Genomic DNA, 17,140 nt, shown 5'->3' with positions numbered 1-17,140 from the left:
CGAAGAGCGGTAGCGATTCGATGTTGACTTATCGTAAGGAGGAGAAGGAAGTCTACTAGTCGTTGGGCACTGCAGCTGGATGTGGCTCGTTCTGAAAATGAGGTCATTCCCAAGCAAATTTTATTCTTGGCAAATAGAGTCAAAAGCGAAAGTGCCCGGTTAGTGAAGTTTAAAGCCTTGGCAAATAGCTATAATAAAACTCCTTTCTCTGATAAAATGAGAGAGGAGTTTTATTTTTGTCTAAAAAAGTAAATTCAGATAGATAGATGCATGTAAGGGGGATTTATAGTGGGGATCCGTTTTGTATTGGGGAAAGCCGGTACAGGTAAAAGTGGCAGGATACTTGATGAAATCAAACAAAAGCTGGCAGACGATCCACAAGGGTCACCAATTTTTTATGTTGTTCCTGATCAAATGACTTTTCAACAGGAGTATGCTTTGTTTCGTGATGACATGGTTCAAGGAAGTACACGTGCCCATGTTGTAAGTTTTTCACGTCTTGCTTGGCGTGTTTTACAAGAAACTGGTGGAGGAACAAAACAGTTCATTAGTTCAGTCGGTGTGCAAATGATGTTACGGAAAATAATTGAAGAAAAAACATCGGATTGGCGCGTCTTTCAAAAGGCGATGGAAAAGCAAGGGTTTCTTGAACAATTAGAGAAAATGATTACCGAATTTAAGCGGTACAGCATTACCCCTGAAATACTAAGAATGGAAATGGAACAAATCAATCAGTTTAGTCACAAACAACCAGGTGAAGTGGCGTTAACGAATAAACTTGAGGACTTAACATACCTCTATGAAAAATTAGTGATATACCTGCAAGATAAATATATTGATAGTGAAGACCAACTACAATTATTGGCTGAAAAAGTGAAGGAAGCACCATTACTGAATGATGCAGAGATCTATTTTGATGGATTCCATCGCTTTACCCCAAAGGAATTGTACGTTGTTGAAGCTCTGATGAAAAAGGCTAAGCATGTAACGGTTTCCTTAACAGTAGATAACCCAGAAGATGCGGCTGTTTCGGAATTGGATTTATTTTATCAGACAAAAGAGACACATCAGTTATTAAAAACGATCGCTCAAGAAAATCAAATTCCGCTTGAAGAGTCGGTCGTACTAGATCCGGCTCAGGGACGTTTTAAAAAGAGACCTCACTTCGCACATTTAGAAACAAATTTCGATGTGCGTCCAGCCCCTGAATTTCAAGGCGATGTACCAATCCAAATTGCTGAGGCAGTCCATCCGAGGGCTGAAGTGGAGGGAGCCGCTCAGGAAATTATTCGGTTGGTACGAGAAGAAAATTATCGATTCCAAGATATAGCTGTTTTTATCAGGCAGACGGACAGTTATCACGATTTGATTGATACGATCTTTCGTGATTATGATATCCCAGTCTTTATTGATGAAAAGCGCACAATGCTTAACCATTCACTAATTGAACTCATTCGGTCAGCATTGGATATCGTGGAAGGGAATTGGCGTTATGATGCAATATTTCGGGTGTTAAAAACTGGATTTATTCCATCATCCGACAAAACGTATCCATTAACCAATGATGCAATCGATGAATTAGAAAATTATGTTTTAGAGTATGGGATCCGTTCAAGAAGTAAGTGGACAAGCGATAAGGACTGGGAATTCAGGCGATTCCGCGGTTTTGACCAGGCTGCCCAAACAGATGCGGAAAAAGAAATCGAGCAACGAATGAATGCGTACCGTAAACAAGTTGTCCGTGCATTAGGGCCATTTGATGAGCAAATTCGTCAAGTGAAGACGGTAAGGGAGATGTGTCAGGTTCTCTTTGAATGGTTGGAGAGACTTCAGGTTCCGCGAAAGTTGGAGACCCTTCGCGATCGTTTTGATGAAGCTGGACAGATTGAAAAGGGACGTGAGCAAGACCAGGTTTGGAATGCTGTTATCCAGTTGTTTGATGAAATGGTTGAAATTGCTGGAGATGAAACGATGTCATTAACGACATTTCGTTCCACATTGGATGCAGGGTTTGATTCGCTGAAATTTGCTCATGTGCCGCCAAGTATTGATCATGTTATTGTCGGGACGATTGATCGTTCGCGGATTAGTGGCATGAAGTGTGCATTTTTACTCGGCGTTAATGATGGTGTTTGGCCGATGAAACCGTCATCTGATGGAATGATCAATGAGCGGGAACGTGAACTGCTTGCTGAGCACGGGATGCAACTAGCGGATAGCAGTAAACGGCAGCTGCTTGACGACTGGTTTTACATGTACCTTGCTTTTACTGCGGTAAGTGATCAAATGTGGATTAGCTATCCGTTAAGTGATGAAGAAGGAAAAGCTAAAATGCCATCCCAGCTTATCAAACGCATAGAGGATTTATTCCCGTCCTGTTGTGAGCACTTGTTATTACAGGATCCAGATGAATTAATCGAAGCAGATCGTTTTATTACCACGCCGGTTAAAACTAGATCCGCGTTAACAGCACAACTTGCCCGTCATCGAAAAGGGTACCCAGTGCAACCGATTTGGTGGCATGTGTTAAACTGGTATATCACCAATAACAAAAAACACAGGACAACTTATACCATTTTACAAAGTTTGTATTACCAAAACAGGCCGATTAATTTATCACAGGAAACAACCGAAAAACTGTATCCGAAACAGGTGAAAGCAAGTGTTTCCAGACTTGAAATGTATCATCGTTGTTCCTACCAACATTTTGCTAAGTATAGTCTTGGGCTTGAAGAGCGAAAAACGTATAAATTGGATGCACCGGATATTGGCCAGCTTTTCCATGAAGCATTGAAAAAGATTACCGAATGGATCCAAGCAGAAGGCAAGGATTTTGCTAAGTTGAGTAAAATGGATACCGATAACTATGCACGCAAAGCCGTTACCAATTTGGCGCCGATTTTACAGCACCAAATATTGCATAGCTCCAATCGGTATAAATATATCCAACAGAAATTACAGGAAGTTATCGCGAGGGCTGCTTATGTATTAAGTGAGCAAGCAAGACAAAGCAGTTTTTCACCAGTTGGACTGGAACTTGGCTTTGGTGAGAATCAAACACTCTCACCGATAACATTATCATTGCCGAACGGTTTTGAATTGATGCTGCGCGGGCGAATTGATCGAATTGATAAGGCAGTAGATCAGGAGGATTTATTTTTACGAATTATTGATTATAAATCTAGTGCTAAAGGATTGAACCTTGTTGAAGTCTATTATGGGCTTGCATTACAGATGCTTGCGTATTTAGATGTAGTGTTATCCCAGTCAGAGCAATGGCTCGGTGTAAAAGCAACACCAGCAGGGGTACTATATTTTCATGTGCACAATCCAATGATTTCCGCTAAACAAAAGATGTCGGACCAAGATATTGACCATGAAATTTTTAAGAAATATAAAATGCAAGGATTACTTCTGTCAAATGAAGATGTCGTCAAACTAATGGATACATCACTTGATTCTGGGACAAGTCAAATCGTTCCTGCAGGAGTTAAGAAAAATGGTGGATTTTACAACAGCTCAAAGGTTGCGGATCAGGATACGTTTCAGGTTCTTCAAGGTCACATCCACCAGTTGATGGTAAACGCAGGGATTGATATGACTGCTGGCGGGGTGCATTTAAACCCTTATCAGCACAAGCAAAATGTTGCATGTACATTTTGCCCGTTCCATTCCGTTTGTCAATTCGATCCGATTTTGGAGGAAAATAATTACCGGAAATTAACGGATTTGAAAGATGATGAAATAATTGAAAAGCTGCGTAAAAAGGAGGGGAAATAAATGGTTGACTGGACAAAGGAACAAGCAGAGGCAATTTACACCGATGGAAGTGATGTACTTGTTGCAGCAGCGGCAGGATCGGGAAAAACAGCTGTGCTTGTGGAACGGATTATTCAAAAGTTAATTAAACAGGACAATCCAGTTGATATCGATACATTACTCGTCGTTACCTTTACAAATGCAGCAGCACAGGAAATGCGCAATCGGGTAGGGCTTGCATTAGAACAAGCCCTTGCTGAAAATCCAACATCCAATCATTTGAAAAAGCAATTGTCCTTATTGCAACGTGCCTCGATTTCGACGTTACATTCCTTCTGTTTGGATGTCGTGAAACAATATGCGTACCTGCTTGATATTGACCCAGGCTTTCGAATTGCCAATGATATGGAAGCAGATTTATTGAAGCAGGAAGTAATCGCGGACTTATTTGAAGAATGGTATGGCAAAGAAGGGGACGAGCAAGGACATTTCTTTGCTGTTGTCGATCGTTTTTCCAGTGATCGAAGTGATGTGGACGTGGAAAATCTGGTGCTTGATTTGTACACTTTTGCCGTACAAAATCCATGGCCAGAAGTATGGCTTGACAGATTAGCTGATGTCTATAATGTGCCAGAAAACTGGACAGAGGATGAATTACCATGGCTTGGGATCATCAAAAGAGAAATGAAAGGTCAATTGGCAGCAATGGAAGAAGAGATGGAGCTTGCCTTAAACCTAACACGAGAAAGTGATGGCCCATACCATTATGCAGACGCAATTGATGCGGACAAGGAAAATTTGCAAAACTTCATCGCACACCTTGAATCATGGAATGATCTACAAGCATTTATGCAGGGAAGCTCGTTTGTAAAATTATCATCCAAAAAGGTAGACTGCAATGAAGAGAAAAAGGCAAAAGTCAAAGCATTGCGGGATAGCTACAAAAAACGCTGGAACGATATGAAGCAAAGCTGGTTCACAAGAGATTTGGCAAGTCACATTGAGGACATGCAAGAACTTGCACCAGTGATTAAACAGCTAACTGAATTGGTCAAACAATTTAAAGCTCGGTTTACAAAGCAAAAGCGCGAAAAGGCGATTGTCGACTTTTCCGACTTAGAACATTATTGCTTGCAGTTATTGATTGACGAATCATCAAGCGTTGATCAGCCAATCCCATCTAGTGTTGCCAATCAGTTTAAAAGCAAGTTCACCGAATTATTAGTGGATGAATATCAGGACACGAACCTTGTTCAGGAGACCATTTTGACATTGATTAGTGATCAGGAAGGTCCTGGTAACATGTTCATGGTTGGTGATGTGAAGCAAAGTATTTATCGCTTTCGCCACGCTGAACCATCGTTGTTTATTGAAAAATATAAACGCTTTGCTACTGCAGAGGATCAAGCAAAACGAATTGACTTGGCAAGTAATTTTCGCAGTAGGGAACAAGTTTTAAGTGGTGCCAACTATATTTTCAGGCAAATTCTTGATGAGGATGTAGGGGAGATCGACTATGACAAGGACGCTGAGCTAATCTATGCAAATAACATGTATGAAACGCAAGATTTTCCTGATGCTGATCCGGAGTTATTGATTATCGATCGTGAAGCACCGGAAGAGACGGAGGCAGTGGTAGATGAAGACGAAAATTATCAAGACTTGGAGAAAGCACAATTAGAAGCGCGCGCATATGCAGAGAAAATCAAAGGCTGGATTGGTCAAAAAGATAACCAACCCCTACAAGTTGTTGACAAAGCAACACAAAGCCAACGCGATCTGCAATATCGTGACATTGTCATTTTACTGCGGTCCATGACATGGGCGCCAACAATTGCTGATGAGCTGAAAAAACAGGGAATTCCTGTTTATGCAGAGCTATCTACAGGTTACTTTGAGGCAATTGAAGTAAAAATCATGCTAAGCTTACTGAAAATAATTGATAACCCAAGACAGGATATTCCGCTCGCATCTGTTCTACGCTCCCCAGTTGTTGGGCTAAATGAAGAGGAATTAGCGTCGATTCGATTAGCGGATAAACGCCATACGTATTATGATGCGCTGAAAAAGTTTTATAAGCGTGAAACGGGTGACACAGCGGAAAAAGTTACGAACTTCTTGGAACAATTGGAGAGTTTCCGGGTTGCTTCCAGGCAAGGGGCATTATCAGAATTAATCTGGCAAATTTATCGGGAAACAGGTTTTTATGATTTTGTCGGCGGTATGCCTGGTGGAAGGCAACGCCAGGCAAATCTAAGGGCATTATATGATCGAGCGCGCGGTTATGAAACAACCTCGTTTCGTGGGTTATTCCGCTTTTTACGGTTTATCGAACGTATGGAAGAGCGAGGGGAAGATCTTGGTGCAGCCCGAGCACTTAGTGAACAGGAAGATGTTGTTCGCATTATGACAATTCATAAGAGTAAAGGTCTTGAGTTTCCGGTCGTTATTTTAGGTGCGATGGATAAACAGTTTAATTTGCAGGATTTAAAACAACGATACTTGCTGCATAAAGACCTTGGATTTGCTAGTAAATATATTGATCCAATAAAGCGTATCACATATCCGACGTTACTGTTTCATGCATTCCAAAAAGAAAAGCTACGGGAACTTTTAGCGGAAGAAATGCGGGTTTTGTATGTTGCTTTGACGAGAGCCAAGGAAAAATTGGTGATGGTTGCAAACGTTGCATCATTTGAAAAGAAACAGGCGAAGTGGCAAAAAATTGTTGATCATGCTGGATGGATTTTACCAGCACACTTCAGAATGGAATCGAAAACCTATTTAGATTGGGTGGGCCCTGCGTTAATCCGTCACCAGAAAAATGACGTTTTGCGAACGGAAGAGCTAAGTGACGCGGTATTGGATGAAATTAAAGTTGATCCTTCATCATGGAACGTTTCGATTGTCCATGGTAGTGAATATGCTAATTTGGATGAAGTAACAACAGAGGCGGATGTGAAGTTAAGAGAAACGATTGTCAATTGGCAGCCATTAACCTTAACGGACGACAATTTGGCAGAAACAGTTGATAACCGACTTTCTTATCAATATCCGTTCCAGCAAGCTCAAACGGCAAGGGCAAAACAAACAGTTACTGAACTAAAGCGGCAACGTGAATTGAAGGATGAATATAGCAGTGAACAACTTGTCCAGACCTTTCAAGCGCCGATCGTTAAGCGACCAAAATTTATGCAACAGGAGAAGACCATTTCAGCTGCTGAACGCGGAACGGCTATGCATACCGTTATGCAGCACCTTTCACTTAAAAAAGCGTTAAATAATGTTGAGCTAGAGGAATTTGTTGAGGTACTTGTTGAAAAAGAAATACTCACGAACGATGAGGCAGCGGTTATTGATTATCATGCGATCGCACAGTTTTTTACAACGGAAATTGGTCAATACATCCTATCGGTTACCAAACATCATCGGGAAGTACCCTTTAGCCTCTCATTACCAGCGAGTACGGTATATGCATCATGGACGAGCGAGACTGACGAACAAGTACTTGTACAAGGTGTCATTGACTGTATTATTCCTAAAGATGATGGCTGGATCATTTTAGATTACAAGACAGATGCAATTGATGGGGATGTTACAGAACAAGTGAAAGCAAAACTTATGAAGCGGTATGCGACGCAAATGAATCTATATAGACAAGCAATTGAAACCATTTGGAAGCAGCCGGTAAAAGAAACGTATCTTTATTTCTTTGACAAGCAACTCGTCTTGAAGGTCCCGCCTATTTCATAATGAAACTTTAACAGACCTGCTCCATTCATTGGAGCAGGTCTGTTTAGCTTTGGGAATATATATAAATGAGTCCGATCCCATCAAATCTGGTGATCACTCTTTGGTGCATTCGCTTAAATGGCGCAAAGCTAAGGTTGATAAGGATTTGATATCGTTGGACTCCCTCCTGAATCTTGATCATTTGCATCGTTATCTAGCCAGCCGTTTTTTGTTGGGGCAAATACAGAAGAAGGATCACCTATTCCAATTGCATTCCCCTGACTTTTATTGTAGACCGTATTACCGGAAAAGGAAGTATCGCCAAAATTAACGGAGGAGTTTCCTGCTTGCGAATCAATTTTAATCGGGCCAACCATAAAACGATCGTTCATTATTTATCCTCCCAGTTCCTTTTGCTGTAGTGGCTTTCTTCTGACCAGAATTGGCTTTATCCTCTGATTGTGATGATGAACCTTTTTCCTGTTTTGGTTCCTTTGTTTGCTTGTTTTCCATTATAGAAGCTGTTGATGATGAATCTCCTATTGCACAATTGGTTCCTTGGGATTGATCCTCGTATTTAGGATTTAACTGGGTCATTTCCCCAATTGTGATCGATGCATTTCCAGTCATATTGGTAATTTTAATACTTCCGATCCGAATTAATGGATTGTTCATCATATTCTATCCCTTTAAATAAGATATACTTTAGCGTATGAGAAAGATCAATAGAAAGTGAACCAATGCGGTTAAGTTGATCTTTTTGTCACCCAAGCAATAACCTATTCAACAATAATCACAAGGATTGGATTTCTAATTGTGACGGATTTGTTGTTATTTATAATCAGTGTCCATAACGAGCAAACCCTTTGATCTTAGGGGGTTTGCTCGCTTGTTATGGAATACCGGTTGTAACAGGCAAATTGTTGGAAGCGGTTGTAAGAAAAATTACAGCTGATTGTGATTCATTTCACTTCTTCACATTACCTTCTTAACTATGATGTAAGTGTAATAGATAGTTCGAAGCGAAGGAGGGGTGGAAATGGAAACAACCAAAACGAATCTTTCTAAAAAACAAGCTACTGAAGACGAAAAATCGTTAACTAGGCACATTAATCTCAATGGGGATTGTTGGAGCTGTAATTGTCATCATGTGGGTGGCGGTCTTTTAATATTATTTATGGTCGATGTTGGGCATCAAACATTTGCACTTGAAATGGGACCACCGAGTGACAAAGAAACAATTGATCCACAAAAGGTAGATCAAACTTCACCATTTGATGAACCAGGGATTAAACAGATTGGCGAAAACGAATATGAAGTTGTTATGACGTTACAAGCATTCGGTTTTACACCTGGGAATATTGAAGTCCCAGCTGGAGCAAAAGTTCATTTTACCATGACTTCTAAAGATGTAACCCATGGATTTCAAATTGCTGGAACAAATATAAATGCAATGGTTATGCCCGGACATATTCAGAAGATAGCACACACATTTGATGAACCTGGTAGCTATTTAGTTCTTAGTAATGAATATTGTGGAACAGGGCATCAGTTAATGTCCACAACAATTACGGTGAAGTAAAGGAGGGAAATACAAATGGAACGAGTAAAAACAACTATTCGCAATGAAGCAAGAAAAGCATTAGGTGTTAATCTTCAAGATGCCAAATTAGCAAAAGCATATTTAACTGTATCATTTATTACATTGCTTATTGGCGGTGTTTTAGGATTGTTGCAGGGGTTACAACGCGCAGGTTTATTGGAGTTGCCAGTATGGTTAAATTATTATCAAGTGTTAACAGCACATTGAATTTTATTAATCCTTATTTTTACGACTACATTTATCATTGGTTACCTGTATGCAGGACTTTCTCATACACTTGGCGGTCTCCTACCTAAGGTTCGGAAACTGGCCTGGATCGGATTTTGGCTGATGTTGTTTGGAGTTGCATTGGTTGTTATTACAATTTTAATGAATGAAGCATCCGTGCTATATACATTTTATCCACCACTAGCAGCTTCTCCTGTGTTTTATATCGGATTAGTATTTGTTGTACTCGGTATTTGGTCTTGTTGCTTTGGTGCTTTTATCAACTATTTTCACTGGAGAAAACATCATCGTGGGGAAGTAACACCATTATTAGCATTTTTCGCGATGGGAGTATTTGTACTTTGGTTTTTTGGTAGTATTGGTGTCACAATTGAAGTGCTGACGCTTATTCCTTGGTCACTTGGCTGGAAAGAAACCATTAACGTTATGGTAAGCCGTACGCTATTCTGGAGTTTCGGTCATACGTTAGTAAATATTTGGTATATAGTGGCAACCTCTGCCTGGTATGTTGTTGTACCGAAAGTCATTGGTGGCCGCGTATTTAATGACAAATTAGCACGGGTTGTTGTGATTCCAGATGGTAATGGGAATTTTACGCATAATACAGCATTCTACTTGATTGGCAAGCAGGGCTATTTGCTAGAAGTAATGGATTTCACCAAACCAGAAGAAGCTGCGAACACGGTGAACACAATGCTTAATGAGAAGCGGGGGAATAACGAATGAAACAGTCCATGTATGGTTTATTGTTGTATGTTTTCTTAATACTTCCCCCGGTTGCAAATCTATTAGAGTCAATTATGATCGTGCATATGCACATGCAAATGCCGCTACTTGTTACTTCCGGTTTTTTGATGGCACGCTTTTTCCAACTGAAATTTCCGCACTTCTTTGCGAAATGGAACAGCAATGGCGTACCAGGAATGCTCTTATTTATAATTATCTGGGGTTATTGGATGATACCGCGATCAATGGATGAAGCGATTGCCGTGCAGGCGGTGGAGTTATTCAAATTTATTAGTTTACCATTTATGGCAGGAGTCCCTCTCCGTGATAGTTGGGTTAAACTGGGATCAATTGGAAAAGGCATTTTCTATGTATTTATCATGTTGATTCTTACGATAATGGCATGGTTGTATATCAGTTCGGATGACCAGATTTGTAACAATTATCTAGAGGTTGACCAAAAAACGCTTGGTTGGGGCTCATTGGCAATGTCCGCCTGTATGATCATATACGGCATACAAATATTGGTTGTGGATCAATCGCAATATAAATAACGGATCAGTTCCCCTACCACGTTAGCAGGGGGCTGACACCGTTTAAGCGTTCGAAGTTATTAGTTGATCATATGCGTCTTGGTCAAATGGGTTTGTTGAACTGTAGCCAGTATTTGTGTTGATAAAGTCTCCAGTATTGAACGACCCCGAACCAGCACTGGTTTTAGAGGTGCTTTTTGGAGATAGGTAAAATGAGTCTCCAAAATTGACAACCCCACCATCAATGCTGTTTACCTTTAAAGGACCTACTATCGATGGCATCTTAACACCTTCTCGAAAAAATTTTCTATCATAAAATAAAGTATGAATGTGTCATGTGCTTTGTGCAACATTCGCATCTTCATCATGCAATATTCGAAAATGTTTGATGCGCGCTTCAGTGGAGATGCTGTTAATACTTCCTACTTGAAAGATAGAAGACGTTTCTACACCAATAAAAGATGTATAATGCACATTGATATTGTTTGTGTGATGGTTAATTTGTTGTTGAATATTTTTGTTGTGTACCGGCCATTTTATAGGTCTATTAAATAACCGATAGTTCTTAAAATCTACATCATCTTTTCTTGTAAAAACGTCCCCTTCTTTTTGTACCGCTATCACATTTGATTTTGGTCTGGCAATTGCTGTGTCACCAATCGAAAAAATCGAACTAAATGACACCGAGTTTCCTTTAATATGTTTAACACGTACATTCCTTTTTTTCATGCTGTCACCACTCTCCGAAAACTATTATTTTATGGTGCTAATGGAACAACATTCCCGACAGTGAATGCTTCTGGTGGTGTATCGAAAAACGATGCCAGCATCATTTCGTCATTATCACCGATCAGGAATACTGACGAAGCTGTAATTGCATCAACTTCCACATTCCCGACATTTAATCCCCAGTTGTGAACTTCCAAATTCATTGATCTGCTCCTTCTTGTTCGTTATTTTGCATATAGTTAACAAGTGATTGATAAATTTCGTTTTTTATTTGTTCCGTAATATAGGCTGTAAGTTGATCTCCCGAGTTTAGATTTTGATCTTTTGCTTCCTGTTCGTAAAAAGCGATACGCTGGGGGAGTTGTTTTTCAATATCTTGTAGCATGATCGACTGAAAGCCTTCGTCAACAGGCTGTCGATATTGATTAGCTAAATCTTGGATTAACGCTGGACCTTCTTGGTTTATGTGTTGGCTTAGGTCTGATAATAACGACTGCTTCATTGGGGGTTGGAAATTGGCTGGATTTGTTTGATTGATTCCTAGATCGTCAATGTTTGCTAAATCACTAGGTGACAACCCGATATGAAGTGTTCCTTCCAATCGTTCAATTTTTAATTGGTCAAAATTGTATTCGATTTTTTCGATTGTATTTTTATTTTTTTCTTTGGAAATCGTTTCTACTTGGTTCAATTTTGATTCCAATTCTTTTATTTTTTTACCTTGTTCCTGAATATGCTGGTGAAGGTCATAAAAGTAAGTAGTCCATTCGTTTCCATTCATAAAAAAATCCCCTCTCACGCTTGGTAAAAAAATCGGTTTGTATTTAGGTTAAGGCCTATGTTAGTTTATGTGGATGCTTAAAAATCGTGCTTTGTTTGGGAGAGTGGAATTAATGGGGTAGAGCGTTTTCCTAGTGGTATAGCTTCTTCAGCTGGTTCTGTGTATCCACCGGTATTATGAATATCCGCTTGGGCCTGGATACTTCCAGTGCTGCCGATTTGCAAAACGGAAGAATTGGTTATGGAACCGATTTTGATCATATAAATGTTGATCGATTGATGGATCGTCATGTTCATGCTGCTCACTCCACTAATTAATCGACTGGTTGGTCAACGTGATCTTTATCGTACACGTACGTATTTGAATTTGCTAATTTTATACGAATTCCGTCACCTGTATTAAAGGAACCTCCACCAGCATAAGTTTTTGCTGAACTCTCTGGGCACATCGAATATACGTCTCCAATATTAAAAATACTGGATGAAGATACCGTGATGACTTTAACCGCTCCCACTTGTGCTGGCATATTTATTCCTCCTTCTTCGTATAGTTTATGTGATTTTCCCAAATTGTTGAAAGCAAGAAGGAAGTTTGGATAACGAGGGCGAATAATAGAGTGAACACTACTGTAGTTATACATTGGAAGTTGGTTTGTTTAAGAGGGAAGGTGAGAATGGATGGGCAATCGAGCTGAACCAATTAAAGAAGCGAATCGCCTGCAATGGATGGATTCTGCGAGAGGATTTGCGATTTTTGGCATTTTTATGGTGAATATTGGAGCGTTTTCGGCACCATATTTTTTGTATGGAGGTGCTGAGGATGCCTGGGTAGAACCTGTTGATCATTATACACAAACAGTTATCGATATTTTTTTCCAAGCTAGTTTTTATACGCTATTTTCATTTTTATTTGGATTTGGTTTTCAAATGATGAAAGAACGGCTGACGGTAAAAGGGATTAACGTACAAGCCTTTTTGTTTCGCAGGCTATTAATTTTAATCGCTTTTGGGTTTATTCATGCCTTTTTTATTTGGTATGGTGATATTTTATTATCGTACGGGATCATTGGATTGTTTTTACTAGCGTTTATTAATCGTTCAAACAAAACATTGCTAATATGGGCCTGTCTGTTGTTAGGTGGAAGTGCATTTTTATATACGCGGTTTTTATATGATTTCAGAGCGCACTTGGATTATTACGATGTCGCGGCGATTTATTTGACCAAAGCACATTACAGCAGTAGTGAGTTATCCGTTATTTTGGCGCAAAATGTGAATGACTGGTTTTATGCAAATGGCTTATTTTCGTATTTTCTATCGTTTACATCATTACTGCCATTGTTTTTGATTGGTATGTATATTGCTAGAAAACGCTGGTTCCATCAGCCAAGTGCAAAAATTGGTCTGCTTAAAATTATCTGGGTTGTCAGTTTTGTTATATTTATCACAGTAAAAATGGGTCCTTACCTTTACGGGAATCCAACTTGGTTCTCTTATGTTCAAGATAATATCGGTGGTACAGCATCGGCATTGTTTTATGTTGTCTCTATCGTTTTACTGGCACAAACAAATATTGGATTAAAATGCATCAAACCATTTTCCTATGTTGGCAGAATGTCGTTGACAAATTATATCATGCAATCATTAATTAGTTTTGTCCTATTTTATGGAATTGGGTTTGGATTGTACGGTTCCATTAGGCCGATCGTTGGCGTTGGTATTGTTGTGACCATTTTTATTGGCCAAATTTTTGCAAGCAGATGGTGGTTTTCTTATTTCATGTTTGGACCGCTGGAGTGGGTGTGGCGGAGTTTGACATATGGGAAAAGGCAGCCATTAAGGAAAAGGGAGGGCCGAACGAGCTTAAGTAAATAGAAAGCTCAACTAACTGTCCTTAAGTAAGAAACCAATATAAAGACCCGTAATAACGCAGGTGAGTATAATAGAGGCTTTATCTTTTTCTGATCTTACAAAGTTAATGATAAACATTGCAAATAATGCTGTTAATAAAACAACGTGTAAAATTGGTGAAAAATCTCTAATAAAACTTAGAATTAATACGACAATAGCTGTTATAATACCCGCACCGACTGCCTTCATCAGTATCACCTTACCTGGAATGAATGATGTATTTGTGAAATAAACGAGGCTTTCTTAAAAATAAAGCCTCGTTTTTTAATGGTTACCCTTTCAACACCTCTTTAATAAGTCCAATCGCCCAATCTAAATCTTCTTTTTCAATAATGAGTGGTGGGGCAAAGCGGATAACATTTTCGTGTGTTTCTTTGCATAATAAACCTTTTTCTTTTAATGCCTCACAATATGGACGGGCTGCTTCATTTAGCTCAACACCAATGAATAACCCTTTTCCACGTACTTCTTTAATAGCAGGATTATCGATTTTTCGCAGTTCTTCCATCATGTAGTTTCCGAGCTCTAAAGAACGGTCTGCCAAATGTTCTTCTTCGATAACTTCAAGTGAAGCAACGGAAACAGCACATGCTAATGGGTTGCCACCAAACGTTGATCCGTGTGATCCGGGGTTAAATACACCGAGAATGTCGCTGTTTGCAACAATACATGAAATTGGCATAACGCCACCACCAAGTGCTTTACCTAAAATAAGAATATCCGGCGTAACATTTTCCCAGTCACAAGCGAACATTTTACCTGTACGGGCTAGGCCTGCTTGAATTTCATCGGCTATATACAATACATTGTTTTCTTTACAAAGATCGTACGCTTCTTTTAAAAATCCCTCAGGAGGAATGACAATACCGGCCTCTCCTTGGATTGGTTCAAATAAAAAGCCAGCTGTGTTTTCGTTAATTGCTGCTTTTAGTGCATCAATATCACCGTATGGGATGAGTTTAATGCCTGGTAACATCGGACCAAATCCACGTTGATATTCTGCTTCTGATGATAAAGAAACCGCTGTCATTGTCCGACCATGGAAATTTCCCTCGCAGGCAATGATTTCCGCTTTATCCGCTGCAACGCCTTTAACATCATAAGCCCATCTTCTAGCAGCCTTTATTGCTGTTTCAACTGCTTCTGCGCCTGTGTTCATTGGTAGTGCATTTTCTTTGTTTGTTAGTTTACAAATTTTTTCATACCATGGGCCTAACTGGTCATTGTGAAATGCCCGAGAAGTTAGAGTCACCCTGTCTGCCTGTTTTTTTAGTGCATCGACAATTTTCGGATGACGGTGCCCTTGGTTAACTGCTGAATAAGCACTTAACATATCCATATAGCGGTTGCCTTCTGGATCATCAACCCAGACACCATCTGCTTTTGTTATCACAACAGGGAGTGGGTGATAGTTCTTTGCACCATATTCCTGTGTTTGGTCGATAATTTGTTGACTAGATTGTGACATAGTATCCCTCCGAATTTTAGAAAAATATGCGTTCTTGCCTACCGTATTTTTCCTATTTTTTATTTGTACTTTTTCATAAAAACACAAATAAAGCACAATTCTTATTATAGCAGTTTTCAGTATATTTTTCCTCCCTGTAAAAAATGTTCATATAAATTTCAAATGAATTTATAGGTGGAACGTGATATGATAGTTTTATTGCAATGTATAGTTGGAAAAATGATTTAGGAAATAATAGGAGGTACTTAAATGAATACACATTTACATGTAACAGCGTGGGCGCTTGCATTTATCCTGTTTATTATTGTTGTCATTCTACATAAAACAGGAAAAGCAAAAGGTGCAAAAATTGTACAAATGATTCTTCGCTTGGATTATTTACTGATTCTATATTCGGGTGGATCATTACTTGCTAATTATTTTGGTGCACCGCAGATGGGAGAAGCAATTTTTAAAGGTCTTGCCGGTATCTGGGCAATCTTTGCAATGGAAATGATTAGTTTAAAAACGGGCAGAGAAGAGCCAACGAAGAGCTGGTGGATTCAGTTGATAATAGCTGTATTGCTAACAATGATACTCGGTTTTGGCCGTCTGCACCTTGGACTTGCATAAATAAAAAGGGTCTATTCCCCACTGCTTTATCGCCTTAGCGTGGTTGGGAACAGACCCTTTTTTTATTTCGTTAGTGCGTCTACTACGGCATCAATGGTTTTTTCCGATGCAATTAATCCTTTGTTCGTCCAATGACTTGGATCGTTCATAACATAGACATGATCATTTTTGGCAGCAGGAGTGCTCTGCCATACGCTACTATTTTTTAACGTGTCGATTCCTTGTTCTCCTTCTTCAGCAAGTAAAAACACATGGTCTGCTTGAAGTTCAGATAACTTCTCTACTGAAATAGGGTTCCATTGTGCTGTATCAGCATTACCTAAGTTTTCAACCAATGCTGGTTGGTTTATCTCAAGTTGGGAATATACCACTTCCGCTATATGGCGGTCATGTTCGAATAGATAAAATTGATCTCCCATGGACCAAATAAGTGCAACGGTTTCGTCGCCTATTGTTTCGTTTAACTTCTCTTTGGCATCGGAAACTTTTTGGTCGTATTGATTGAGAACCTCGTCAGCCTTGGATTCTTTCCCAAATAATTTCCCAAACGTTTCTATTTGCTTCCGCCAATCGTTACTGACTTCTTCCGTCATAACATAGGTAGGTGCGATTTTTTGATAATCTTCATAGCTTCCATCATAACTGTCAAGATTACTTTCGAGTATGATTAAATCTGGATTTTGTTCAAGCACTTGTTCTTGTGGAAGATTCCATTCAATTTTTGGCACGTCTTTTAGATCAGATTCTAAATAATTTTGGATGCTTTCTCCAATTGACCATTTGGTAACGGGTGTTATCCCTAATGCTAAAAGGGCATCTTCATGATAGGGAGCGATAACGTTTTCAATGTCTCCTGGAATCGTTACTTCACCCATTTTACTGTCAAGGGTTACCTCTGTGTTGCTGTCTGATTCTGAGTTGGATTCATCGGTTGATTTATCTGAGTCATCATTTCCACATGCCGACATTAATATTGTTAGGATGAAAATAATACTCATTGCCAGAATACTTGATTTTGTTTTAGCAAACATATGTAATTCTCCTTTTTTAAAAGTTATG

17 protein-coding genes and 1 pseudogene are annotated in these 17,140 nt (G+C 39.4%); 7 read left to right on the top strand and 11 right to left on the bottom strand.

Annotation, left to right across the window (positions count from 1 at the left end; translation table 11 throughout):
- The first annotated feature begins 288 nt into the window (after nt 1-288).
- Both addB and addA read left to right on the top strand, forming a co-directional pair.
- A complete protein-coding gene (gene addB, locus ACW2QC_RS08565) occupies nt 289-3,780 on the top strand; it encodes a helicase-exonuclease AddAB subunit AddB (protein WP_457543548.1) in 3,492 nt (1,163 codons plus the stop codon).
- Entirely contained in the window at nt 3,781-7,512 is a 3,732-nt protein-coding gene (gene addA, locus ACW2QC_RS08560) for a helicase-exonuclease AddAB subunit AddA (protein ID WP_457543547.1), read from the top strand.
- A gap of 128 nt (nt 7,513-7,640) precedes the next feature.
- Here the strand turns inward: addA and ACW2QC_RS08555 are convergent, their stop codons facing one another.
- Both ACW2QC_RS08555 and ACW2QC_RS08550 read right to left on the bottom strand, forming a co-directional pair.
- The gene (locus tag ACW2QC_RS08555; protein ID WP_457543546.1) at nt 7,641-7,883 is read right to left on the bottom strand and encodes a spore germination protein; all 243 of its coding nucleotides are present in this window, start codon (nt 7,881-7,883) and stop codon (nt 7,641-7,643) included.
- Nucleotides 7,852-8,169 (bottom strand): spore germination protein, encoded by a 318-nt coding sequence (locus ACW2QC_RS08550; RefSeq protein ID WP_457543545.1) that lies wholly within the window; start codon nt 8,167-8,169, stop codon nt 7,852-7,854. The genes ACW2QC_RS08555 and ACW2QC_RS08550 overlap by 32 nt, the downstream gene beginning before the upstream one ends.
- Nucleotides 8,170-8,668: 499 nt before the next feature.
- On the opposite strand from ACW2QC_RS08550, the gene ACW2QC_RS08545 reads away from it, so the two are divergent.
- From ACW2QC_RS08545 to ACW2QC_RS08535, 3 genes and pseudogenes are all read left to right on the top strand, one after another.
- Nucleotides 8,669-9,073, top strand: coding sequence for a cytochrome c oxidase subunit II (locus ACW2QC_RS08545; RefSeq protein WP_457543593.1), 405 nt, complete (start codon nt 8,669-8,671; stop codon nt 9,071-9,073).
- Nucleotides 9,074-9,088: 15 nt separating this feature from the next.
- Nucleotides 9,089-9,895, top strand: a pseudogene (locus tag ACW2QC_RS08540) (cbb3-type cytochrome c oxidase subunit I); the annotation flags it as partial.
- A 149-nt stretch (nt 9,896-10,044) separates the two neighbouring features.
- Nucleotides 10,045-10,602, top strand: a complete 558-nt coding sequence (locus ACW2QC_RS08535) for a hypothetical protein (protein ID WP_457543544.1) — start codon at nt 10,045-10,047, stop codon at nt 10,600-10,602.
- A gap of 42 nt (nt 10,603-10,644) precedes the next feature.
- Here ACW2QC_RS08535 and ACW2QC_RS08530 read toward each other — a convergent pair whose 3' ends face one another.
- From ACW2QC_RS08530 to ACW2QC_RS08505, 6 genes are all read right to left on the bottom strand, one after another.
- Nucleotides 10,645-10,863 carry a spore germination protein gene (locus ACW2QC_RS08530; RefSeq protein ID WP_106498061.1) on the bottom strand — a complete coding sequence of 73 codons (219 nt, stop codon included), beginning with the start codon at nt 10,861-10,863 and terminating at the stop codon, nt 10,645-10,647.
- A 51-nt stretch (nt 10,864-10,914) separates the two neighbouring features.
- Nucleotides 10,915-11,310 (bottom strand): spore germination protein GerPE, encoded by a 396-nt coding sequence (locus ACW2QC_RS08525; RefSeq protein ID WP_457543543.1) that lies wholly within the window; start codon nt 11,308-11,310, stop codon nt 10,915-10,917.
- A gap of 29 nt (nt 11,311-11,339) precedes the next feature.
- Nucleotides 11,340-11,513 (bottom strand): spore gernimation protein GerPD, encoded by a 174-nt coding sequence (locus tag ACW2QC_RS08520; protein ID WP_106498059.1) that lies wholly within the window; start codon nt 11,511-11,513, stop codon nt 11,340-11,342.
- Entirely contained in the window at nt 11,510-12,091 is a 582-nt protein-coding gene (gene gerPC / locus ACW2QC_RS08515; protein ID WP_457543542.1) for a spore germination protein GerPC, read from the bottom strand. Before gerPC ends, ACW2QC_RS08520 begins: the two co-directional genes overlap by 4 nt.
- Before the next feature lie 77 nt (nt 12,092-12,168).
- Nucleotides 12,169-12,387, bottom strand: a complete 219-nt coding sequence (locus ACW2QC_RS08510; protein WP_106498057.1) for a spore germination protein GerPB — start codon at nt 12,385-12,387, stop codon at nt 12,169-12,171.
- Between the two features lie 17 nt (nt 12,388-12,404).
- Nucleotides 12,405-12,617, bottom strand: coding sequence for a spore germination protein (locus tag ACW2QC_RS08505; RefSeq protein ID WP_457543541.1), 213 nt, complete (start codon nt 12,615-12,617; stop codon nt 12,405-12,407).
- A gap of 151 nt (nt 12,618-12,768) precedes the next feature.
- Between ACW2QC_RS08505 and ACW2QC_RS08500 the strand changes: the two genes are divergently transcribed.
- Nucleotides 12,769-13,965: a DUF418 domain-containing protein gene (locus ACW2QC_RS08500; RefSeq protein WP_457543540.1), complete on the top strand. Its 1,197-nt coding sequence runs from the start codon at nt 12,769-12,771 to the stop codon at nt 13,963-13,965.
- Nucleotides 13,966-13,974: 9 nt separating this feature from the next.
- Here the strand turns inward: ACW2QC_RS08500 and ACW2QC_RS08495 are convergent, their stop codons facing one another.
- Nucleotides 13,975-14,190: a hypothetical protein gene (locus ACW2QC_RS08495; RefSeq protein ID WP_457543539.1), complete on the bottom strand. Its 216-nt coding sequence runs from the start codon at nt 14,188-14,190 to the stop codon at nt 13,975-13,977.
- Nucleotides 14,191-14,272: 82 nt separating this feature from the next.
- Entirely contained in the window at nt 14,273-15,469 is a 1,197-nt protein-coding gene (locus ACW2QC_RS08490) for an ornithine--oxo-acid transaminase (protein WP_457543538.1), read from the bottom strand.
- Nucleotides 15,470-15,718: 249 nt separating this feature from the next.
- Here ACW2QC_RS08490 and ACW2QC_RS08485 point away from each other — a divergent pair, with 249 nt between their 5' ends.
- Complete coding sequence (locus ACW2QC_RS08485) at nt 15,719-16,081, top strand: YisL family protein (RefSeq protein WP_457543537.1); 363 nt, start codon at nt 15,719-15,721, stop codon at nt 16,079-16,081.
- A 62-nt stretch (nt 16,082-16,143) separates the two neighbouring features.
- Here the strand turns inward: ACW2QC_RS08485 and ACW2QC_RS08480 are convergent, their stop codons facing one another.
- Nucleotides 16,144-17,112 carry an ABC transporter substrate-binding protein gene (locus tag ACW2QC_RS08480; protein WP_457543536.1) on the bottom strand — a complete coding sequence of 323 codons (969 nt, stop codon included), beginning with the start codon at nt 17,110-17,112 and terminating at the stop codon, nt 16,144-16,146.
- Between the last annotated feature and the right edge of the window lie 28 nt (nt 17,113-17,140).

The organism is Virgibacillus sp. FSP13, assembly GCF_054048505.1.
This window is presented reverse-complemented; position numbering and strand designations above follow the sequence as displayed.